The organism is Promicromonospora sp. NPDC050262, assembly GCF_040655935.1.
In the GTDB taxonomy this organism is placed as follows: domain Bacteria; phylum Actinomycetota; class Actinomycetes; order Actinomycetales; family Cellulomonadaceae; genus Promicromonospora.
The window spans coordinates 111,560-129,610 of record NZ_JBFAKX010000015.1 but is presented as its reverse complement, the minus strand read 5'-3'; the positions used below and the strand labels follow the sequence as shown (position 1 = coordinate 129,610).

Sequence of the window (18,051 nt, the reverse complement as noted above, 5' to 3'; positions counted from 1 at the left end):
GCGGTGGCCGTGCGCGCTCGTCCGCGCGCGAACCCCGCGCCGCGGTGCGACGATCGGCATGTTCAGCGGTAAGCGACCAGGGGCGTGGTCATGCACGCACACGGCAAGAGGCCGCTGGCCACGCTCGTGGGACTGCCCGCGGTGGTCGGCGTCGTGGCGGCGGTGCTCGCCACGGCCTTCACCTCGCTGGTCCACGGCGGCGAGCAGCTCTTCTGGACGTGGCTCCCCGAGACGCTCGGGCTGGACGGCGTGCCGTGGTGGTGGGTTCTGCTCCTGCTGCTGGTCGGCGCGGCCGGGGTCGCGGCCGCGACGCGCCTGCCGGGGCACGGCGGGCACCACCCGCTGGACGGGTTCGCCTTCGACATCACGGCGCGTGAGCTGCCCTCGACGCTCCTCGCGGCGGCCTCGTCCCTGGTGTTCGGCGTCGTGCTCGGGCCGGAGGCCCCGCTGCTCGCCATCGGCACCAGCCTCGGGTTCGCGGTGCACCGCCGGCTCGGCACCGACGCGTCGCGCGTGCTCGTCATGGCGGCCGCCGCGGCGGCGCTCGGCGTCGTCCTGGGCAATCCCGTCGTGACCATGCTGCTCGTCCTGGAGGCGATGTTCCTCTCGTCCCGTCCGCGCCCGGAGCAGCCGCTGTACCAGGTGGTCCCGATCCTCTCGGCGCTGGGCGCGGGCTACGTGGTGCGGATCGGCATCGACGACTGGCCGGGCACCCACGTCCCCGAGCTGACCATGGGCGACATCGGCACGTACCCGGCTCTGCACGTGATCGACCTGGTGGGCGGGGTCGTGGTGGCGCTGGTCGCGGCGGGACTGATCATCGCGGCCATGCGGGGTGGCAGCGGCGCGCGGCGCCTGGCGGCCCGGCGCCCGTTCGTGGCGCTGATCGTCGGGGCCCTGACGATCGGCGGGCTCGCGGTGCTCACCCGGGCCGGCACGGGGGTGGACGTGAGCACCGTGCTGTTCTCCGGGCAGCAGTCCCTGTCCACGGTGACGGCGTCCACCGCGGCGGGGACGCTGCTGGTCGTCGCCGTCGTGAAGTCCGCCGCCTACTCCGTGAGCCTGGGCACCGGGTTCCACGGCGGGACGATCTTCCCGTCGGTGTTCATCGGGGCGACGGTCGGCGCGGCGGCCGCCCTGCTGGTGCCCGGGACGGCGCTGGCGCCGCAGGTGGCCTGCGGCATCGCCGCGGGCGTGGCGGCCGCGGCCGGCATGCCGGTCACGGCCCTCGTCCTCGCGCTCCTGCTGTGCGTGAGCGCGGGTCCCGCCGTCACCGTCCCCGCGATCCTCGGGGCGCTCGTGGGCACGCTGCTCAAGGGGCTGCTGAACGCCCGCCGGCCCGCCACGGTCGAGTCATGAACGTCTACGCGCCGCTCGTGCCCGTGTTCGTGGTGGCCCTGCTCGCGCCGCTGCTGACCGGGCTGATGCCGGTGCGGGCGCGGCTGCCCCAGGTGGTGCTGCTCCTGCTGGGCGGCGTGCTCATCGGCCCGGCGGTGCTCGGGCTCGCCGCACCCGACGACGTCACGCTCCTGTCCGACCTCGGGATGGGCTTCCTCTTCCTCCTCGCGGGCTACGAGCTGCAGCCGAGCCACCTGCGCGAGCGGCTCGGCCGCCGTGCCGGCGCGGCGTGGGGCACCTCGCTGGTGCTGGCGGCGGTGGTGGTCCTCGTGCTCATCCGGCCGGACGAGGAGGAGGAGCTGGCGGCCGGGGCGATCGCGCTGACCACCACCGCGCTCGGCGTGGTCCTCCCGGTCCTGCGGGACGCCGGCCGGCTCGACTCGCCGTTCGGCCGGGCCGTCCTCGTGGTCGGCGCGTACGGCGAGCTCGGGCCCATCGTCGCCATGGCGCTGCTGCTCGGGACCCGCGGCTCGGGGGCCGCCGCCGTCCTGCTGGTGCTGTTCGCGGTCCTGGCCGTCGCCGTGGCCCTGGTGCCGGGCTTCCGGGCACCGGTGGCCGTGCGGCTCGTCCAGGACTCCGAGCACGGCACCGGGCAGAGCACGCTGCGGCTCACGGTGCTGCTGCTCGTGGGCCTGCTCGCGGTCGCCTCGGCGTTCGGGTTCGACGCCGTGCTCGGTGCGTTCGTGGGCGGCATGGTGCTGCGGCGCTGGGCGCCCGGCGACGTCGGGCGCCTGGAGAAGAAGCTCGACGCCGTGGCGTTCGGCGTGTTCGTCCCCGTGTTCTTCGTGAGCTCGGGCATGGCACTGGACGTGGCCTCCATCGCCGCCGCACCCGCCCTGCCCCTGGTGCTGTTCGCCCTGATGGTGCTGGTCCGCGGCGGGCCGGTGCTGCTGTGGCTGCGCCGGGAGCTGCCCACCGGGGAACGGGTCCAGGCCGCGCTCTACTCAGCGACCGCCCTCCCGCTGCTCGTCGCGCTGACGGGGATCGCGGTGGAGCGCGGGATCATGTCCGCGCAGACGGGGGCGGCGCTCGTCGGCGCCGGGGTGCTCTCCGTGATCGTGCTGCCCCTGGTGGCCGGCCGGATCCCGGTACGCGGCGGCGAGCCGGCCGGGCACGGGACCAGGTGACCGGACGGCGGGCCTACGGGTGGCTCGCCGTGACCTCGATGACCTGGTCGAGCCGGTCCAGGGCGGTCTGCAGCTCGTCGATCCGGGCCCGGATCCGGTCGCGCTCGGCGTGCAGCATGGTGCGCTGCTCGGCGTCCGTGTGCCCGGACTCGATGCACGGCAGCAGCTCCGCGATGTTGCGGCTGGTCAGGCCGGCGGCGTACATCTGCTGGAAGAAGCGCACGCGCTCCACCGTGTCGGGCTGGTAGAGGCGCTGACCCGACGGGCTGCGCCCCGCGGTGAGCAGCCCCTGCTGCTCGTAGTACCGCACGGCGCGCACCGAGACGCCGGCGCCCCGCGCCACCTCGCCGATGCGGATCAGCGGCTCCGTTCCTCCCTCGGCCGCTGCCTCGGTGACCGTCATCACTGCCCCTTCCGGCGACTCCATGCTTGACCCTGACGTCAGCGTCAGGTTTTAGCGTACCGGACATGGACATCAACAACTCAGTCGCCCTCGTCACCGGAGCCAACCGCGGGCTCGGCCGCGCCTTCGCCCAGCGGCTCCTCGACCGGGGCGCACGCAAGGTCTACGCAACGGCCCGCCGGGCCGGGACCGTGGACCTGCCCGGCGTGGAGGTGCTGGCCCTCGACGTCACCGACCCCGCGTCCGTGCGCGCCGCCGCCGAGGCGGCCTCGGACGTCACGCTGCTGGTCAACAACGCCGGCATCACCACGGGTACCAACCTCGTGACCAGTCCGCTCGACGACGTCCGGCACGAGCTGGAGACCAACCTGTTCGGCAGCCTGACGATGATCCGGGAGCTCGCCCCGGCGCTCGCCGCGAACGGTGGCGGCGCCGTCGTCAACGTCCTGTCCGCCATGTCGTGGTTCGGGATCGACGGCGCCAACGCGTACCACCTGAGCAAGGCCGCGGCCTGGGCCATGACCAACGGCGTACGCCTGGAGCTGGCCGGGCAGGGCACGCTCGTGACGGCCGTCCACCTGGGCCTGGCCGACACCGACATGTCGGCGGGCTGGTCCGTCGACAAGATCGCGCCGTCGGACCTGGCGGACGCCGCGCTCGACGGCGTCGAGGCGGGCTCGGCCGAGGTGCTCGCCGACCAGTGGAGCCGGGACGTCAAGGCCCGGCTGCTGCTGACCCCGGAGGAGCGGGACGCCGCTACCGCGCGGGGCCTGGCGGCGATGTCGGCGGGCTGAGCTCCGGCCGGCGGGCCGCGAGCCGCTCGATGACGCCCCGGTTGAACCGGTCGTGCCGCTCGATCCGTAGCCCCGCTGCCTGGACGTGCAGCAGCGGACGGCGCCGGAAGTGCTCGTTCTCGACCCGCACGCTGTACTGCTCGGCGACCGCCTGGAGCATGCGGATCGGCGCCGAGGTGCTGACCACGTGGTCGGCCAGCAGCAGCAGGCCGCCGGGCCGCAGCACGCGCACCATCTCGTCGACCGCGCCGCGGTCGTCGGGCACGGCGCACAGCCCGAACGTGCAGACCACGGTGTCGAACGAGGCGTCGTCGAACTCCAGGCGCTGGGCGTCGCCGACGCGCAGGTCGACCGCGCGGCCCAGCTCGGCGGCGTGCCGGCGGGCCCGGTCCAGCATGGCGGGGCTCAGGTCCATCCCGGTCAGGGTGGCCCCGGCGGGATAACGGCCCAGGTTCAGACCCGTGCCGACGGCGACCTCCAGGACCTCGCCGGTGGCCTGCCGGCACACCCAGTCCCGGGTGTCGCCGAACATCCGCTCGGCGCGGTCCATCTTGCGGTTGTAGCCCGCCGCCTGCCGGTCCCAGTGGCGGCGGATCCGGTCCGGGCCGGGTGATCTGACCATGGCGCCTCGTTCGGTGGTCGGGAAACGAATCGGGCGGTGTTGCGGGAGTCGACGTCGTCCACTCTCCGCAACACCGCCCGATGGCGCTACCTGGCGTCAGCCGACCCGCAGGAAGGTCGGGTTGGACTGCCAGATGCTGGTGTACCGCACGCTCTTGCCGGGGACCGGCGCCTCGATCTGCATGCCGTTGCCCGCGTAGATCGCGATGTGACCGGGGGTCCAGATCAGGTCGCCCGCCTGGGCCTCGGCCCACGACACCGGCGTGCCGGCGTACAGCTGCTGGGACGAGGTGCGCGGCAGGTCGATGCCCACCTGCGCGAACACGTAGGACGTGAAGCCGGAGCAGTCGAACCCGGACGGGGTGGTGCCGCCCCACACGTACGGGACACCCAGGTACCGCATCGCGATGGACACCACCGACGCGCCCCGCTCCTTGGCGGCGCGCTCGGCCTCCTCGGCCTCGATCTTCGCCTGGTACTCGGCGTTCTCCGTCGCGGAGACCACGGAGACCGCCGACTTCTCCAGCGTCAGCTGCGCGTCCGCGGCGACGGTGATCATCGGCGAGGCGGAGACCGACTCCCGGGCCTGGGCGGTCAGCGCGTTGAGGTCCGCGGTGTTGAGCGCGCCCTGGACGGGCTGGCCCTGCAGCGCCGTCGTGGCAGGTGCCGCCTGGGCCGGGGTGGCGATGAGCGACAGCAGCACGCCGCCGCCGGCCGCCGCGACGACCGCACCACGTCCGGCGAACGAGCTGACCTGCTCGCCCGCGGCGCGCGCGACGCCGGCCAGGGGGCGGTGCGCCGCCCGGTGCCGGCCGCGTGCACGGGGGAGTGCGGCCGGTTCGAGGTTGGGATCCATAGAAGGCTGGGACCTTTCTGGTTCGGAGGGGGAAACCGCACGCGCGGCGTCGTGGTGGGCCGCGCCGGGCCCGTCGGTTCCGGGTGATGGCGACGGGGTGCGGCGGTCTATGTCCGGGAGATCCCCAGGGCGTGGAGCGAGGCCGGGGCGATGAGCATGACCGTCAGGGCACCGGAAGACCCCGGCCGGGTACCGGCGAGGAGAGAGCGGAGGTGACGTGTCAGGCCCATGGTGCGCCCACACTAGCGCCTCCTCCCGCGGTGCGGGACCTCCCTGGCGTGATCTTTTTGTGATCAGCCCTGCCGGACGCTCCGGAGTCCGGTCGCCCGCCCGCTCTCCGCTGTGTGCCCGGTCAGCGCGTCGACAGACCGGCCGATCTGGCCGACGGCGCGGGCGAGCAGTTCGTCGGGGTCGGTGTCCCAGGTCTCGGCCTTCTGGGTGAGCAGGCCGTCGAGCGCCAGCGCCGCCAGGCCGTGACCCGTGGCCCAGAGCGTGAGCCCGAGCGCGTGCGGGTCGGCGACGCCGAGCCGGCCGACCAGGTCGGTCAGCACCTGGAGGGCGGCGTCGCCCGCCTCCTGCACGGCCGGGTGCTTCTCGGGCTCGGAGAGCTCGGGGCGGAACATGACCTGGAAGTGGCCGGGCTGCCGCCGGGCGAAGGCGACGTAGGCGGCGACCGTGCGCGAGACCTCGTCGCCGCCCGACGTGGTGCCCGGCCGGCCGACCGCGCTCAGCAGGTCCTGCGTGAGCAGCTCGAAGCCGCGGGCCGAGATCGCGGACAGCAGCGCCGCCCGGTCCGCGAAGTGGTGGTACGGCGCGCCCGGGCTCACGCCTGCCTCGCGTGCGACGCGCCGCAGGCTCACGGCGGCGATCCCCTCGGCCTCGATGAGCCGCACGCAGGCCTGGACCAGCTCCTCGCGCAGCGCGCCGTGGTGATACGTCTCCCGCTTGCGTGACCCGTTGACCTCCATGGCCGCAATCTATACGGTGCTCATAATCTAAACACTGCTCAGACTGGAGACGCGATGTCGAGGGTTCTTGTCACCGGCGCCACGGGGTTCATCGCCGGGCACGCGATCGAGGAGCTGCTCAGGAACGGTCATGAGGTGCGCGGGACGGTGCGCTCGCTGCGGGACCCCGCCCGGGTCGCGCACCTGCACCGTGTCGCCGACGCCGTCGGCGGCCGCCTCGACCTGGTCGAGGCAGACCTGGCGCGCGACGACGGCTGGGACGAGGCCGTCGCCGGGCAGGAGTACGTGCTGCACATGGCCTCGCCGTTCCCGGCCGCGCCGCCGCGGGACGAGTCCGAGCTGGTCGGGCCCGCCGTCGACGGCACCCTGCGGGTCCTGGGGGCGAGCGCGCGGGCCGGGGTGCGGCGCGTGGTCATGACGTCGTCCCTCGCCGCCGTGAGCGCGGCCCGCTCGCGCGCGGGCGACCGGCGGTGCACCGAGGAGGACTGGAGCGACCCGGACCGGATCGCGCCCTACGCGAAGAGCAAGACGCTGGCGGAGCGTGCGGCCTGGAGCTTCGCGGCGGACCACCCCGAGCTGGAGCTGGCGGTGATCAACCCGGGGCTCGTCCTGGGGCCGGTGCAGCACGCCGCGTCGGGCACCTCGGTGTCGCTGGTGCGCAGGCTCCTCGGCCGGGAGATCCCGGCGGTCCCGGAGCTCGGCTTCGCCCCGGTCGACGTCCGCGACGTCGCGCGGGCGCACCGGCTGGCCATGGAGGCGCCCGACGCCGCGGGCCAGCGGTACATCTGCGCCGGCGACAACATGTGGTTCGGCGACATCGCACGGATCCTCGACGAGGAGTTCGGGCAGCAGGGGTACCGCGTGCCCCGCCGCAGGATGCCGTACTGGCTGCTCTGGACGATCGGCCGGTTCGACCGGGAGGTGCGGCTCGGCCTCGACTTCGTCGGCAGCGCGGAGCTCGTCAGCGCGGAGAAGGCGCACCGCGAGCTGGGCTGGGGCATGCGGCCCGTGCGGGAGACGCTGGTCGACACCGGCCGCAGCCTCGCCGAGCTGGGGCTCGTCCGGCCGCGCGGCGCGGTGCGGGCGGCTTGAGTCGTGAGGTCCCTCAGGGGGTCCGGAGGGCTCGCAGGCGTCGCTGGAGGTACTGCTGCTCGGCGAGGTTGCGGGTGGCCCGGGCGGCGTGGCGGTAGGCGTCGGCGGCCTGCGCCGTCCGGCCCTGGCGTTCCAGGAGGTGCGCGCGGACAGCGTCGAGCCGGGGCAGCCCGGGATGCTGCCGCTCCAGGTCGTCGAGCGAGGCCAGGGCCGCGTCATCGCCCAGCACCTGGGCCTCGGCGACGATCCGGTTGAGCGCGATCGTCGGGTTCCGGCGGCCGGTCACGACCTCCAGGACGCCGTAGAGCGCGAGGATCTCCGACCAGTCGGTCGAGGCGGTGTCGGTGGCCTCGGCGTGCAGCGCCGCGATGCAGGCCTGCAGCAGGTAGGGCCCCGGCGCCGCGCCGGGTACGGTCGCCTCGACCAGGGCGACGCCCTCGCGCACGAGGGTCTGGTCCCACCGGGTCCGGTCCTGCTCGTCCAGCGGCACCAGGGAGCCGTCGTCCGCCTGCCGCGCGGGCCCGCGCGACGCGGTGAGCAGCATGAGCGCGAGCAGCCCGGAGACCTCCGGGTCGTTGGGCAGGGCCCGGCGCAGCAGCCGGGCCAGGTGGATCGCCTCCGCCGCGAGGTCCGTGTCGCGGGCGGGCGTGCCCGACGTCGTGTGGTGGGCCTCGGTCAGCATCACGTAGAGCACGTCGAGCACGGGGCTGAGCCGTTCGGCCGCGTCCCGGGGCCGGGGCAGGTCTCCGCCGAGCTCGGCCAGACGCCGCTTGGCGCGCGTGATGCGCTGGGCGACGGTCGTCTCAGGAAGCTGAAGGACGTTCGCGATCTGCGCCGTGGTCAGGCCGGCCACGGCGCGCAGCGTCAGCGCGACCTGCGCGGGGCGGGCAAGAGCCGGATGACAGCAGAGCTGGAGGAGGAGCAGGCTGTCGTCGGCGGGGGAGGCGTCGGGGTCCGCGCCGTCGGGCGGTGTGCTCAGCGGGTGGGCCAGGAGCGCCTCCCGGGCCTCCCTCTCGCGGCGCCGGCTGTCGACGCGGACGCGGTCCACGTACCGGCGTCGGGCCGTGGTGACGAGCCAGGCCAGCGGGTCCGACGGCGGGTCGGCCGGCCACTGCCGGTACGCCGCGAGCAGGGCGTCCTGGACGGCGTCCTCGCACACGTCGAACTGGCCCGCGCCGTGGGTGCGCACGAGCCGGGCGAGGACCTGCGGCGCCAGCTCGCGCAGCAGGTCCTCGCCGACGGCGGGTCCAGGGTTCACAGGTCCCCGAGGTCGCTGAACATCACGGGCCGCACCTCGACCGCCAGCCCGTCGATCGACGTGTCGGGGATCATGCGGGCGAGCTCCAGGACCCGCGTCTCGTCCTCGACGTCCACCAGGTAGAAGCCGCCCAGGAACTCCTTGGCCTCGGCGAACGGCCCGTCGCTGGTCTGGGGCGCCCCGGCCACGGACCGCACCACCTTGCTCTGGCTCGGGTCGGCCAGCGCCTGCGTGCCGACGAACTCGCCGCGCTCCTTGATGTGCGCCATGAACGCCTCGTGCCCGTCCTGGACCAGCTTGCTCTGCTCCGGCGTGAGCTGTTCGAGGACGGTGGGGTTGATCTGCATCAGGATCAGGTACTTCATGGTTCCTCCTGGGTCGGATCCGACGGCGCTCTGCCGTCGTCGTACCCCTTGGTCGGCACGGCCGGGCCGGATACGACAGCCGACCACGAGAAATCCTCGTGTGGCCGGACGGGGTCCGGCGAGCCGCCATACTGGAGTGTGACTACGTCCATCGTGACCCCTGCGGAGGCGGGGGCGGAGATACCGATCGAGCTGCTCTACCGGGTGCCCTACGGAAAGGTCCTGCACGGCAAGGACTGCCCGCACCTGACCCCGAGCCGGTTGGCGACGCTCCAGCCCGCGACCGAGCTGGACCGGCAGAAGTTCAAGATCTGCAGGTCGTGCCTCATCGCCCTGGACGGCGACCCGGGCCGCGACGACTTCGAGTCCCTCGACGCGGCGCTCGAGGCGCTGCAGGTACCGCAGGCGAACCGGCCGGCCATGCGGGCCATCGCGGAGGGCCTCGACACGTCCCGCATCTGGATCCCGGCGCCGCGCACGTACATCGCGGTCTCGCCCGGCACGGGACACGAGGTGACCGCCTTCTTCAGCAAGGACTCCGTGGACCTGCGCAAGGACGAGGGCGGGTACGAGCGCCTGGTGCTGGCGACCCCGTCCACGCCGTCGGGCCGGACGAGCGCCGCGAAGGCCGCGAAGAAGACGAAGGCGGCGGCCGCGCAGGAGCCAGAGCCGGCCCCGCCGACCTGCCCCACCTGCTACATGCAGCTCCCGGCGACGGGCGTCTGCGACAGCTGCGACTGACTGACCGGCCGCCGTCGGCCGGCTGCAACGGACCCCGCCGCCGGGGTCGACGCGGCCACATCCCCTTCGAGGCCCGAGTTTTCTTCGCTTTGAGCCCCCTCAAAGCGAAGAAACTCGGGCCTCGAAGAGGAGGGGATTACGGCCTCGGGTGAAAGCCCGCGCTGGACCTTGTGTCCCGCGACGGCACAAGCGTCCTCATGTCGCACTCTTCAACCGGCCGAGGTTCCTCACACCACCGCACATGCGTGGGGATGGAGGCCTGTTCTCGCGCGAGTGATCAGACGTGGATCCCCGGATAGCCGGGGTTGCGGAGAGGTAGCAGTGCTGCCGCTCCGTAACCCCGCGCGATGCCTATACGTCCTGGGAGGCTTCCTCCGATGAACGGGGTCCCGTCGAGTAGAGCGCATCGCCGCACTCTTCGCCGCGACTCTATCAGTACATCAGGATAGTCTGATAACGTGTCCTGGGATGTGGAGTTCGACGAGGCGGTGTTCGAGTGGTTGACCGGGTTGGAGGAGGAGTCGTTCGTTCAGGTTCGTGCTGCGCTCAACGTGTTGCGCGACCGAGGTCCGCAGCTGGGCCGACCGCTCGTGGATACGGTCGTCGGATCGCGGCACAAGAACATGAAAGAGCTGCGGCCTGGATCAGCGGGTCGCAGCGAGCTGCGGGTGCTGTTCGCCTTCGACCCCGAGAGATCTGCGATCCTGCTGGTCGGCGGTGACAAGGCAGGCCGTTGGCAGGATTGGTACCGGTCCGCGATCCCGATGGCCGACGACCGCTACGACGCCCATCTCGAAGCGCTCAGGAAGCGTGCCGACGGCGACGCTGGACGAGGAGAGGAACGATGACACGAAACCTTGACGACCTCGACCGTGCTCGGCCGGTCGATCCGGAGAAGGTGGCCGCCGCCGAGGAGCGGCTGCTCGCGCGCCAGCGGGCCTGGCAGCTGCGGGAGCTGCGTACTCAGCAGGCCCTGACCCAGGCCGAGCTCGCGGAGCGCATGCACGTCGGCCAGAACCGGGTCTCGCAGATCGAGTCCGGCGGCGCGGAATCGACTCGGCTCGACACCTTGCGCCGTTACGCCCAGGCCTTGGGCGGCACGCTGAGTGTCGAGGTCACGATCGGCGACACCCGCTACATCGTCGCCTGACAGGTCGAGGCCTCCACGCGGCACGAGGCCCGGTCTCCCGCAGAGTGCGGGGCACCGGGCCTCGTCGGCGTTCTTGCGGGACTACTTCTTGCCCGAGATGCCGAACGCCGCCGTGACCTCCTGGGTCACCGAGTTGCCGGCGTCGTCACGGGCGGTCGCCCGCAGCGAGACCAGGTCGGCGCCGCGGGACGGGATGCGCAGGCGCGCCTCCCAGCGGTCGTCGTCGCGCCGCAGCGAGACCTTGGACCACGTGCTGCCACCGTCGTAGCTGACCTCCAGTGTCGCCCCGTTGACCGACCCGGCCCGCGGAGCGCCCGGCACCGTGTACGGCTCCACCGCGAACGGGACGGTCGAGCCGGCCCGGACGGTGCCGTCCAGGGCGGTGTCCACGTCGTAGTCGAGCTGCACCAGCGGGAGCGGCGTGCCCTGTTCACCGGGCACCGCCTCGTCGGCCTGATCGGCCACGAAGGTCCACGACGTGCGGGTGCTCGTCGAGTACCGGTGGGCGTCGTCGGCGGCGTCGGTGTCGATCTCGAACCGGTACTTCTGCGGTCCCTCAGCCACGGGGACTGACGTCTGGACCGCCTGGCCGATGCTCTCCCGGACCAGGGTGTCGCCCTGGTAGAGGCGGGAGGTCACCGGGGTCTCGCCCCAGCCGAACCCACCGGTCAGGCCGTTCGGGCCACCCGCCGTGGACACGTTGACCGCGAACCAGTCGCCGCCGTGCCAGGGACCCCAGTAGCCGTCGCCCGTGCGGGGCGCCGCCACGGGAGCCCACCAGTCGCGCACCGTGGTGCTGCGCGCCGCGTACGCCTGGCGGACGCCGCGCTGCTCCCAGCCGCTCTCGTGGTTCACGCCCTCGTACCAGGTGACGTCGTCGTAGGTGGAGACGTAGTCGGTCCGCTCCGACGCCGTGGGCTGGAGGGCCCGGACGCTCAGGCACGGCGGCCACTGGTAGTCGCGGCAGTCGGCACGGTCGTCGACCGCGAGCCGCTCGGCGGTGTCGTTGTACCGGCTCTCCACCGTGGCGAGCTGACGGCTGGTCGGCGCCAGGGCGAGCTCGGCGGGGATCTCGCCGGGCCAGCTCTTGGACACGTCGTACAGGTACGTCGGGAACTCGACGGCCTTGCCGGTCAGCGTGAGCCGGCCCTTGGCGGCGGCCTTCAGGAGCTTGGCGCCCTGCGCCGCCGGCACGGAGACGACGGGCAGGTCGCCCTGGGTGACGTTCTCGACCAGGGTGCCGGGACGGTCGTCGACCACCACGAGCAGCGCGGCACCGGCGGCCTGGGCGGCGGCCTCCCGCTCCTCGGCGGACACGGCGTCGTCCCGGGTGACGAGCACGGCCTTGCCCTCGGCGCGGACACCCTCGTACTCGGCGGCGGTACCGGTGCCGGCCGTGACGGCCCGCAGCGAGACCTGGCCGTCGAGCCGCGCGGAACCGGCCTGGTAGACCGGGTCGAACGCGACCGGCAGCGGGCTCCAGGCCGTCAGGTCGAGCGCCGGCTCGGTGGCCCGCCACCGCACGGCGAAGTCGAAGTCGGCGCTGTCGACCGGACCCGTCCTCGCGGCGTAGAACGAGTCGACGTCGGCCGGCACCGCGTACGTGGCGCCGAACGTCGAGTACAGGCCGCCGATGCCGGAGTCGTTGAAGAACTGGAACCGGCGGTACGAGACGTCGCTCGCGCGAGGCGTCTTGAGCGTCAGCTCGTCGGCCTCGCGTGCGTCGAGCACCAGCGACTGGTCCGCGTCGGAGACGACGACCTGCGGGTCACCGACCAGCGCGACGCCGGTCGAGCCGGGCCCCTTGGAGCCGGCGACGTCGAGGAACGCCGTGGCGGAGTAGACGCCGGGCTGCAGACGCTGCGTCGGCACCTCGCCCGTGGCCGGGTCGATCGGCAGGCTGCTGACGAACTGGTCGCCGTAGCGGTAGAAGTCCACGTAGCCGCTGGCCGGCTCGCCGGACCGGTCCAGCGCCGTGATGTCGAGGCCGTACCGCTCCTCCTCCTTGACCAGCGCGACCGCGGTCCGCACCGTCACCTCGCCCGAGGCGTCCGTACCGACGACGGCGCCGCTGTACTTGCCGGCAAGACCTGCGTCGTCGGCGTCGGCGGTGACCGTGACGTCGGCCGTGCCGCCGGCCGGGACCACCACCTCGGAGGCGGACAGCGTCATCAGGTCGCTCGGAGCGCCGTCCGGCCCGGTGACGTCGGTGCTCAGCGCGAGCGTGACGTCGGCGTCCGTGGCGTTGGTGAAGGTGACGGTGCTGCTCGCCGGCTCGTCGCCGTCGTGCGGCCAGCCGTAGAAGCCGAGGAACCCGTCGCCGGAGGCGTCCACGCCGTCGAGCGCGGCCGGGACGTCCAGGCGTCCCGTGCCCACCTCGTACGCCGGGGCGTCGATGTCGGCCGCCGAGGAGACCAGTGCCGTCTTGAGCTGCTCACCCGTGAGCTCCGGGTGCGCACCCTTGACGATCGCCGCCGCCCCCGCGACGTGCGGGGTGGCCATGGACGTGCCGTTCATCGACACGTACCAGCCCTCGCCGCCCGACTGCTGCGAGCGGGCCGCGACGATGCCGACGCCGGGCGCCGTCAGGTCGGGCTTGATCGCGTGGTCGCCCACGCGCGGGCCGTAGCTGGAGAAGTCGGCGCGCACGTCGTCGTCGTCCACCGCGCCGACCGTGAGGGCGGCGTCCGCCGTGCCCGGGCTGCCGAGCGAGCCCTCGGCGTAGCTGTTGCCGGCCGCGACGACGAACAGGGCGCCCGTCTCCTCGCTCAGCGCGTTCAGCGCCTGCGCCATGGGGTCGGTGCCGTCGTTGAGGCTGGAGTCGCCGAGGCTCATGGAGACGACGTCCGCGTTCGCGGCGCCCCACTCCATGCCCGCGATGATCCACGAGTCCTGGCCGTAGCCGTCGTTGTCGAGCACCTTGCCGACCAGCAGGTCGGCGCCCGGCGCGACGCCCTTGTAGAGGCCGTCGCTCGCGGCGCCGGTGCCGAGCACCGTGGACGCGACGTGCGTGCCGTGCCCGTGCTGGTCGTCGTCGACCGCCTGGCCGGGCACGAACGACTCCGCCTGCGCGATCTGGTCGGCCACGTCGGGGTGCGTGGCGTCGATGCCGGTGTCGAGCACGGCCACCGTCGCGCCCGCGCCGTCGAAGCCTGCGGCCCACGCCTCCGGGGCGCCGATCTGCGCGGTGCTGCGGTCCAGCGTGGACTCGGCCTTGCCGTCGAGCCAGATCTTCTCGACGCCGCCGCGGAAGGTCCCGGCGTCCGCCGCCGCGCCGCGCGCGGCCCGCGCCGACCCGGCCCCGGGTGCGGCGACGGCCGACCAGAAGGCCGACGCCTTCTTCTTGTTCGCGTCCACGGCGGAGGCGTCGATGCTCGGCAGGTCGAGCGTGCGCCTCGCGCCCGGCAGCTCGGCCGCGGCGGAGCGTGCCGCGGCGCGGGTGTGCTCCAGGATGAGCGGCGTCGCGGCCACGGTCTCGTCGTCGTACTGCATCTCCAGCAGCGCGGTGACGTCGAAGAGCCGCCGGTCCAGCGTGCCCGCGGCCAGGTACGGCAGCGCGGCGTCGGGCACCACGTAGAGGTGGTCGCCCACCTGCTGGGTGCGGACGGCGCCGCCGTCGGCCGGCTCGACGCCGACCGTCAGCGCGCCCGAGTCGGTGGTGGTGACGTCCACGACGTCGCCGGTCACGAGGGTGACGGTGGTGCGGCCGTCGGCCAGGGCGGGCGTGGCCGGCGCGGTGCCGCCGGAGCCGGAGCCGGACGTGGGTTCGGTGTTCGCGTGCGCCGTGGTGGCCATCGCAGCGACCAGGGCGGTCGCGGCGACGGCCGCGGCGGCCCGGGTGGCGGCCGACAGCCCGCGCCGAGTGGGGGATCTCATGGACCTGGACACTCCCAGCGAGCGGCGACACGTCACAAGAGGCGCATCGTGGCGGCTTTACGGCATGTCGCGACTCCGCCAGAGTTGGGCACCCATCGACGTGACGGAGGAGTGCCATGCTCGGCGACGTGCTCGGACTGACCCCTGACGAGACCCTCGCGTACAGCGAGCTCGTCGCCCTGCCCTCGGCCACGGTGGCCGACCTCGCCGCGGTGCTCAGCCCCTACGGGACCTCGCTGGGCGATGCCCACCGGCTGCTGCGCCGCCTGGAGGAGCACGGCCTGGCCGCGCGGATCACCGGCGACGAGCGGCGGTTCGCGGCCGCGCCGCCCGCGATCGCGCTCGGGGCGCTCCTCGCGCGCCGCCAGGACGAGGTGCGGCACGCCGAGGTGGAGCTCAGTCGGCTGGAGGAGGTCTACCGGGTGGCCGCGGCGGGCCGCGGCCCTACCGACGTGGTCGACGTGATCCGGGGCGAGGACGCCGTGCGGCACCGGTTCGAGCAGCTCCAGCTCGGGGCCCGCGAGTGCGTGGACGCGTTCGTGCGGCCGCCCGTGATCGTCACGTCCAGCCAGGAGAACTCCGCCGAGGGGCAGGCCGTGGAGCGGGGCGTGCAGTACCGCGTGGTCGTCGAGCGCAGCATGCTGGAGAGCCAGGACGTGACGATCGACGAGGCCGTCGAGGCCACGGAGGCGGGGGAGGACGTCCGGTTCGCCGAGCGCGTGCCGCTCAAGCTCATCGTGATCGACCGCCGGCTCGCCCTGATGCCGCTCACGTCGTCCGGCGACGTCGTCGGCGCGCTGCTCGTGCGCGAGAGCACGCTGCTCGACGCCCTGCTCGCGCTCTTCGAGAACGTGTGGGACCGGGCGACGCCGCTGCTGGTCGGCACGTCCGGCATGGCCGGCGACGTCGTGGACCACGTGGACGACGACGACGCGCGCGTGCTCGGGCTGCTGCTCGCCGGGCTCACCGACCAGGCGGTGGCCAAGCAGCTCGGCACGTCCCTGCGCACCGTGCAGCGGCGGGTCCGGGCGCTGATGGACCTCGCCGGCGTCGAGACCCGGGTGCAGCTCGGCTGGCACGCCGCGACCCGCGGCTGGGTGCGCTCGGGGGCCGTTCCGGTGTGACGTTCCCGACGTCGGCACGGCGACGTCCGAAATCCGCTTTCCGTGCCGCCGCGCCCGGGGTGAGGATCGGGCGGTGACCTCCTCTCCACGCACCGGCGCCCTGGGATTCTGGGCGGACCTGCCGCAGGACGGCCGCTGGCTGCTGTCCACCGTGGTGGTGCAGTTCTTCGGCCGCGGCCTGACGCTGCCCTTCACGATCATCTACCTGCACGAGGTGCGCGGGTTCTCGCTCGCCCTGTCCGGCACGCTCATGGGCCTGATCGCCGTGGTCGGCGTGCTCGTGACCGGCCCGGCCGGCGCCCTCGTGGACCGGTACGGCGCGCGGCGCGTAATGCTCACCGGCCTGTTCTTCGCCGTCGCGGGATACTCGGTGCTGGCCTTCGCCACGACGCCCCTGATCGCGGCCCTCGGGCTCGCCCTGTTCGGCGTGCAGCTCGGCGTCGGCTGGCCGTCCGTGAACGCGCTCGTGGCCACCGTCGTGGACGGCGACCTGCGGCAGCGGTACTACGGCGTGAACTTCGCGCTGCTCAACCTCGGCGTCGGCGTCGGCGGCGTGGTGGGCGGCCTCGTGGTCGACGTCGACCGGCCCGGCACCTTCGTGATGGCGTTCCTGGTCAACGCCGCGACGTTCCTGCTCCCGATCGTGGTGCTGCTCGGTCCGCTGCGCCACCTGCACGGACGCGTGGACCGGCCGCACGACGCCGATACCGGCGGCGAGAGCTACCTGGCGATCCTGCGCCGGCCCGAGGTGCTGTGGCTCGCCGCGCTCGGGCTGCTCGCGGCGTTCGTGGGCTACGGGCAGATGGAGGGCGGCTTCCCGGCCTTCGCCCGGCAGGTCGCCGAGGTCTCCACGCGCGTGGTCGGTTTCGCGTTCGTCGTGAACACCGTGGTGATCGTGGCGCTCCAGTTCTGGGTGATGAACCGGGTCAGCGGACGCCGCCGTACGCGGGTGCTGGCGCTCATGGCCGTCGTCTGGGCGGCGGCCTGGCTGCTGCTCGGGGTGACGGGGCTGGTGCCGGGCGGCATGGCCGCGGTGGTGATCGTCCTGGCGTTCCACGGCGTGTTCGGCCTGGGCGAGACCCTCATGCAGTCCGTGCTGCCCGCCCTGACCAACGACATGGCGCCCGCCCACCTGCGCGGCCGGTACAACGCGATCGGGTCCGGCTCGTTCCAGGCGGGCACCATCGCCGGGCCCGTGGTGGCGGGCCTGCTGCTGGAGCACGGCTGGTCCGGCGCCTTCATCGGCGTGGTGGTGGCGGGCTGCGCCGGGATCGCGGCGACGGCGTTCGCCGTCGGACGGCGGGTGACGCCGGAGGTGAACGGCGTCGCGGACGCGACCGGGTCGCCGGCGGGACGGGCGGTCAGCCGTCGATGAACGCCAGCAGGTCGGCGTGCAGGCGCTCGCGCTCCGTGTCGGGCAGAGCGTGGGAGGCGCCCTCGTAGACGGTCAGGACGGCGTCGTCGACCAGCGAGGCGGACCGTTTGCCGCCCACCTCGAAGGGCACGATCTGGTCGTCGTCGCCGTGGATGACCAGCGTCGGCACGTCGATCGCGGCGAGGTCGGGCCGGAAGTCCGTGGCCGAGAACGCGGCGATGCACTCGTAGGCGCCGCGGTGCCCGGTCGCCATGCCCTGCGCCCAGAACGCGTCGCGGAACCCCTGGGCGACGTCCTGGCGCCGGTTGTGCCCGAAGAACGGGCCGTCGGCCAGGTCGCGGTAGAGCTGGGCCCGGTTGGCCCGCTCGCCCGCGCGGATGGCTTCGAAGGTCTCGGGCGGCAGGCCCTCCGGGTTGTCGTCGGTACGCACCATGAGCGGCGGCACGGCGGAGACGAGCACCAGCCGGGCGACCCGCCCGGTGCCGTGCCGGCCCACGTAGCGCACGATCTCGCCGCCGCCGGTGGAGTGGCCCACGAGGGTCAGGTCGCGCAGGTCGAGGGTGTCGATGAGCACCGCCAGGTCGTCGGCGTAGGTGTCCATCTCGTTGCCGTGCCAGGTCTGGCTGGACCGGCCGTGGCCGCGCCGGTCGTGCGCGACGACCCGGTGGCCCCGCTCCGCCAGGAACAGCGCCGCCGCCTCCCACGCGTCGGAGCTCAGCGGCCAGCCGTGGCTCAGCAGCACGGGGGTGCCGTCCGTGCCCCAGTCCCGGTAGAAGATCTCGGCGCCGTCGTCCGCTGTGACGTAAGGCATGTGGCCCCCTCGGTCGGTCGGATGATGAACCTCGACCTTGCCGCCGACCCCGGTGCGCGCGGACCACGCGAACCGCGTAGTCCGCCGCAGGC

Annotated in this window: 17 protein-coding genes; 9 read left to right on the top strand and 8 right to left on the bottom strand. The window is 73.6% G+C overall.

The genetic code is table 11. The features are described from left to right. The first annotated feature begins 90 nt into the window (after positions 1–90). Positions 91–1,359 (top strand): chloride channel protein, encoded by a 1,269-nt coding sequence (locus tag AB0I29_RS21130; RefSeq protein WP_285103064.1) that lies wholly within the window; start codon positions 91–93, stop codon positions 1,357–1,359. Then, positions 1,356–2,525, top strand: a complete 1,170-nt coding sequence (locus AB0I29_RS21125) for a cation:proton antiporter (protein ID WP_357485397.1) — start codon at positions 1,356–1,358, stop codon at positions 2,523–2,525. Before AB0I29_RS21130 ends, AB0I29_RS21125 begins: the two co-directional genes overlap by 4 nt. A 13-nt stretch (positions 2,526–2,538) precedes the next feature. On the opposite strand, the gene AB0I29_RS21120 is transcribed toward AB0I29_RS21125, so the two are convergent. Next, on the bottom strand, positions 2,539–2,928 hold the full coding sequence (locus tag AB0I29_RS21120; protein ID WP_357485395.1) for a MerR family transcriptional regulator: 390 nt from the start codon (positions 2,926–2,928) through the stop codon (positions 2,539–2,541). Positions 2,929–2,993: 65 nt separating this feature from the next. Between AB0I29_RS21120 and AB0I29_RS21115 the strand changes: the two genes are divergently transcribed. Then, positions 2,994–3,722 carry an SDR family oxidoreductase gene (locus AB0I29_RS21115; RefSeq protein WP_357485393.1) on the top strand — a complete coding sequence of 243 codons (729 nt, stop codon included), beginning with the start codon at positions 2,994–2,996 and terminating at the stop codon, positions 3,720–3,722. Here the strand turns inward: AB0I29_RS21115 and AB0I29_RS21110 are convergent. The 3 genes from AB0I29_RS21110 to AB0I29_RS21100 form a co-directional block, all read right to left on the bottom strand. Continuing rightward, the gene (locus AB0I29_RS21110) at positions 3,685–4,344 is read right to left on the bottom strand and encodes a class I SAM-dependent methyltransferase (protein WP_357485390.1); all 660 of its coding nucleotides are present in this window, start codon (positions 4,342–4,344) and stop codon (positions 3,685–3,687) included. The two genes, AB0I29_RS21115 and AB0I29_RS21110, sit on opposite strands and share 38 nt — an antisense overlap. Before the next feature lie 96 nt (positions 4,345–4,440). Continuing rightward, on the bottom strand, positions 4,441–5,199 hold the full coding sequence (locus AB0I29_RS21105; protein WP_285103073.1) for a C40 family peptidase: 759 nt from the start codon (positions 5,197–5,199) through the stop codon (positions 4,441–4,443). Positions 5,200–5,492: 293 nt separating this feature from the next. Beyond that, entirely contained in the window at positions 5,493–6,167 is a 675-nt protein-coding gene (locus tag AB0I29_RS21100) for a TetR/AcrR family transcriptional regulator (RefSeq protein ID WP_357485387.1), read from the bottom strand. A 54-nt stretch (positions 6,168–6,221) separates the two neighbouring features. Here AB0I29_RS21100 and AB0I29_RS21095 point away from each other — a divergent pair, with 54 nt between their 5' ends. Beyond that, the gene (locus AB0I29_RS21095) at positions 6,222–7,259 is read left to right on the top strand and encodes an aldehyde reductase (RefSeq protein WP_357485384.1); all 1,038 of its coding nucleotides are present in this window, start codon (positions 6,222–6,224) and stop codon (positions 7,257–7,259) included. A 13-nt stretch (positions 7,260–7,272) separates the two neighbouring features. Here AB0I29_RS21095 and AB0I29_RS21090 read toward each other — a convergent pair whose 3' ends face one another. Together AB0I29_RS21090 and AB0I29_RS21085 are read right to left on the bottom strand one after the other, a co-directional pair. Continuing rightward, positions 7,273–8,517, bottom strand: coding sequence for a sigma-70 family RNA polymerase sigma factor (locus AB0I29_RS21090; RefSeq protein ID WP_357485382.1), 1,245 nt, complete (start codon positions 8,515–8,517; stop codon positions 7,273–7,275). After that, positions 8,514–8,882, bottom strand: a complete 369-nt coding sequence (locus AB0I29_RS21085) for a YciI family protein (protein WP_357485380.1) — start codon at positions 8,880–8,882, stop codon at positions 8,514–8,516. Before AB0I29_RS21085 ends, AB0I29_RS21090 begins: the two co-directional genes overlap by 4 nt. Before the next feature lie 153 nt (positions 8,883–9,035). On the opposite strand from AB0I29_RS21085, the gene AB0I29_RS21080 reads away from it, so the two are divergent. The 3 genes from AB0I29_RS21080 (at position 9,036) to AB0I29_RS21070 (ending at position 10,773) form a co-directional block, all read left to right on the top strand. Continuing rightward, the gene (locus AB0I29_RS21080; protein ID WP_357485378.1) at positions 9,036–9,623 is read left to right on the top strand and encodes a hypothetical protein; all 588 of its coding nucleotides are present in this window, start codon (positions 9,036–9,038) and stop codon (positions 9,621–9,623) included. Between the two features lie 458 nt (positions 9,624–10,081). Further along, positions 10,082–10,471, top strand: coding sequence for a type II toxin-antitoxin system RelE/ParE family toxin (locus AB0I29_RS21075; protein ID WP_285103093.1), 390 nt, complete (start codon positions 10,082–10,084; stop codon positions 10,469–10,471). Next, positions 10,468–10,773: a helix-turn-helix transcriptional regulator gene (locus AB0I29_RS21070; protein WP_285103095.1), complete on the top strand. Its 306-nt coding sequence runs from the start codon at positions 10,468–10,470 to the stop codon at positions 10,771–10,773. Before AB0I29_RS21075 ends, AB0I29_RS21070 begins: the two co-directional genes overlap by 4 nt. Before the next feature lie 81 nt (positions 10,774–10,854). Here the strand turns inward: AB0I29_RS21070 and AB0I29_RS21065 are convergent, their stop codons facing one another. Then, a complete protein-coding gene (locus AB0I29_RS21065) occupies positions 10,855–14,649 on the bottom strand; it encodes a S8 family serine peptidase (RefSeq protein ID WP_357485374.1) in 3,795 nt (1,264 codons plus the stop codon). Between the two features lie 116 nt (positions 14,650–14,765). Here AB0I29_RS21065 and AB0I29_RS21060 point away from each other — a divergent pair, with 116 nt between their 5' ends. Continuing rightward, entirely contained in the window at positions 14,766–15,773 is a 1,008-nt protein-coding gene (locus tag AB0I29_RS21060) for a helix-turn-helix domain-containing protein (protein WP_285103099.1), read from the top strand. A gap of 73 nt (positions 15,774–15,846) precedes the next feature. Next, positions 15,847–17,148, top strand: a complete 1,302-nt coding sequence (locus AB0I29_RS21055) for an MFS transporter (RefSeq protein ID WP_285103101.1) — start codon at positions 15,847–15,849, stop codon at positions 17,146–17,148. Here AB0I29_RS21055 and AB0I29_RS21050 read toward each other — a convergent pair. Further along, a complete protein-coding gene (locus AB0I29_RS21050; RefSeq protein WP_357485371.1) occupies positions 17,135–17,959 on the bottom strand; it encodes an alpha/beta hydrolase in 825 nt (274 codons plus the stop codon). The genes AB0I29_RS21055 and AB0I29_RS21050 overlap by 14 nt on opposite strands. Between the last annotated feature and the right edge of the window lie 92 nt (positions 17,960–18,051).